Below are 3,302 nucleotides of genomic sequence, written 5' to 3'. Positions count from 1 at the left end.
CGCACGCCTCCTCGATGGCGGAGAACGTGGTTGTGGGGACGTCCACCGTGACGCAAACTGAAACCCGCACTGGGCTCACCTCCTGTGCCTCGAGCACTCAATTGGTCGAGGTGAGCCTAGTGCCCTTCTTTCGCCGATCCTTGGAACCTACGGTGGGACGCTTCCCCGGCAGGGTCGGGCCTAGCCAGCTCCGGGGGTCCCCACTAGGCTCGCCGTAGTCGGAACGTCCGTGATGGCGCGGGGCGACACGGAACGGCTCCGATCGAGGAGGCGGGGGCATGGAGATCCAGGCTGCGAGTCTCAGTGAGAAGGCCGCGCTCGGTCAGGGCTACAACGTCGAACAGGAGGAGTTCGTCGGCCAATGCGTCCGGGGCGGCGTCGAATTCGCCGGCAACCAGCAGTCGCAGCTGACCTTCGATCGGAGCATGAGTCAGGAAGCCGCGTCGTCCGAGCTCGGATTCCACGTCGGCGGCAAGGCCCGTTACGGCCTGTTCTCGGGAAGCCTGGCCGCGACGTTCGCGTCCGAGTCGACGTCGTCGGAGTACTCCGACGTCACGATCTACAGCCACATCATCAGCTTCAAGAACGCCAAGTTCCGATTCCCCGGAGTGGCTGCCGGGCTGACGCCCGAAGGCATCGCGGCGAAGGGCACGGCGGCCGACGACACGTTCGTCGGCGAGCATTGGCCGGTCGTGTGCGGCCATCAGTTCGTCTCGCAGATCACGCTCGGCGCGAAGCTGCTCGTCTCTGTGAAGGTCGAGTTCGCCACTCGGGAGGAGAAGCAGGCGTTCTCGGGCGAGTTCACGTTCCAGGGCCCGCCGGTGGAGGTCGAGGCCTCGTTGCGGATGGCCTCGCAGAAGTTCGGGAAGCGGGCGTCGCTCAGCCTCCACGCCTTCCAGCTGGGGGGCGACGTCCGCAGGCTGTCGTCGGTGTTCGGGACGGGGCCGGGTCAAGCGCCGATCCTGGTGGCCTCCTTGGAGAACCCCGGTGCGGTCCTGGACGCGCTCAATGCGGCGGTGGTCTACGGACGAGACGAGTTCAGCGCACAGGTGAATCCCGACGCGCCCCTCGACTCCCCGAACGGTCCGGCGCAGCTCTCGTACATCACCAGCCCCTGGGAGGAGCTCGGGTTGTTCGCGCCCCCTCCTATCGTCGCGGCGGGCGTGGTCGAAGCGCGGCGCCAGCTGAGTGACGAGTTCGAGCGGCACGCCGGTTACAGCCGCCGCATCTCCCAGGTCTTGAACGGCCCCATGCGGCTGTCTCCCCGCCAGCTCGACCGCTTCAAGGAGATGCAGCGCATCGTGACCCGGAACCTCGCCATCATCCAGGAAGCCGCACTCGTCTGCTACAGCGACTTCGAACGCGCCCCCCGGGCCGTCGCCGACGCCGTCGCGCAGCTCCAGGACTTCACGCGGGACGAGTTCGACGTGCAGCCGGAGAGCTTCGCCCAGTGGTGGGACATCAAGGACCTCCCCGGGACGCTGCAGGCGGACCGCCAGGCGCTCCTCGACATCGCGGCGCCCTTCATCCCCCAGTTCGTGAACTTCGACCAGATCCCGAAGGACGACCAGGGCACCGCGCTGCAGCATCAGATCGAGCAGCTCGAGGGCGACTTCCCCACGGAGGTCTCGGCGGAGATGTTCAACAGCCGGGCCTGGTCGGTGATAGCCGAGTCGAAGCTCACGGAGCTGACCTTGGTCTGCCTGAACTCCGACGTGGCCAGCCTGAAGCCGCTTCACTTCACGCCCCGGCTGCGCAACCTGAGCAGCCTGGGATGTCTCGCCATCCCGATCGATCCGGCCCCACTGGCCGGACTTCCCGACCTCGAGAAGCTGTCCATCCAGAAGACCACGGTGGACGCCATCGAGTCGCTGGGGTCTGCGCCGAACCTCGTCGAGATCCGCCTCGAGGGGCCTGTCGAGGACGTCTCGCCGCTCCGGTCGGCCACGAAGCTGGAGCAGCTGCGGATCGGCCATGCGAATGTGACGGACGTCTCGCCGCTGGCGGGCCTGTCCAATCTTACGGGGGTCTTCCTTCCGGGGAGCCCCGTGGCGAGCATCGAGCCCTTGCTGGGGCTCGACCGGCTCGTCGGCTTCACGATCGGGAGCCCGACGGTCGCCGTCGCCGGCATGGACCGCATGGTGGCGCTCCCCCGGTTCCAGAACTTCGTCGCGAACGCGGGCCGTCTGGCCATGCACGAACACCCGACCAGCGGGCTGGCCCTCTCGATCGCCGAGTCAGACGTCGTGTGGACCCGCCGGGGCACGACGAACCTGTTTGACACCGTTACCACGGACACCGCAACCGGCCAGGAGACGGTCGGCGTAGGCGCGTTCACCGGGGTCCAAGCCTCCGATCAGGGGATGATGGTGACGTTCATGCAGGCACGCGGCGGCGTGACCACGCAATACATGGGGTTCATCCCGGTGGGAGAGCAGGCCGTCAGCGGATTGGTCTCCCTCGACGAAGGGGTGGCAGGGGAATGGGAGGCCCAGGTCGGCTGACGCGTGGACCCTGGAGGCGGCTCGCGATCGATGCGGCGGTGCCTGGGAGGCGTCCCGGCTCGACCTGGAAGTTCCTGGGCTGGGAGGGCTGCTCGCCTGGAGTTCCAGAGGGGACTTCGTGACCGAGGGCCCCGAGAACTCGGGCCTGATCGACATCAGGGACGCGGAGACGGGCGCCCGCGTCCTCTCGTTCCAAGGGAACGACGAGGACGTGACCGACGTCGCGTTCAGCCCGGATGGCTCCAAGCTCGCCACCACCGCGAAGGACGGAACGCTGGCGGTGTGGGATCCGTCCACGGGGAGGCTCCTCTCGAGCCGGTGGCCAAGCGGCGAAGCATGGGGTCCGTCGTTCAGCGCCGACGGGTCGCTCGTGTCCGCCGCCTGGTTCGACGCGGGACTGGTCCAGGTCCTGGACCTGTCCACCGACCGGGTGGTCTCGACGATTCGTGTGGACGGGCCGATCGACACCGCACTCAGTCCGGACGGTCGACACGTGGCCGTGGCACAGGTATGGACGAACGATGAAGTGGGCGCCGTCTTCGATGTGAACACCGGCGAGGAATCATTCGCATTGGCGGGGCCCAACGGTGGCGGGCATCCGAAGTGGCGGGGGGTGTCCTGGAGTCCGGACGGTCGACTCATCGCCGGGACCAGCCAGGGCACCGCTCGCGTGTGAGGTAGGCCGCTGGCTGATCGGCAAGCTGTAGGCGGCCGGGCTCAGTCCCGCCGGTTTCCCAGCAGGTGCATCGTTCCGGCGCGTCGTGGCCCCGCTTCGCCAGCGGCCCCCTGTCAAACCGG

The 3,302-nt window shown here is 67.8% G+C and carries 2 protein-coding genes; both read left to right on the top strand.

Annotation, left to right across the window (positions count from 1 at the left end; genetic code table 11):
* Positions 1 to 278: 278 nt before the first annotated feature.
* Entirely contained in the window at positions 279 to 2,504 is a 2,226-nt protein-coding gene (locus M3Q23_17950; GenBank protein MDP9343933.1) for a hypothetical protein, read from the top strand.
* A 118-nt stretch (positions 2,505 to 2,622) separates the two neighbouring features.
* Positions 2,623 to 3,180: a hypothetical protein gene (locus M3Q23_17945; GenBank protein MDP9343932.1), complete on the top strand. Its 558-nt coding sequence runs from the start codon at positions 2,623 to 2,625 to the stop codon at positions 3,178 to 3,180.
* The last annotated feature ends 122 nt before the right edge of the window (positions 3,181 to 3,302 follow it).

It is taken from the genome of Actinomycetota bacterium, from assembly GCA_030774015.1.
GTDB lineage: Bacteria > Actinomycetota > UBA4738 > UBA4738 > JACQTL01 > JALYLZ01.
The sequence above is the reverse complement of the archived record's forward strand: the minus strand, read 5'-3'. Positions and strand labels throughout refer to the sequence as shown.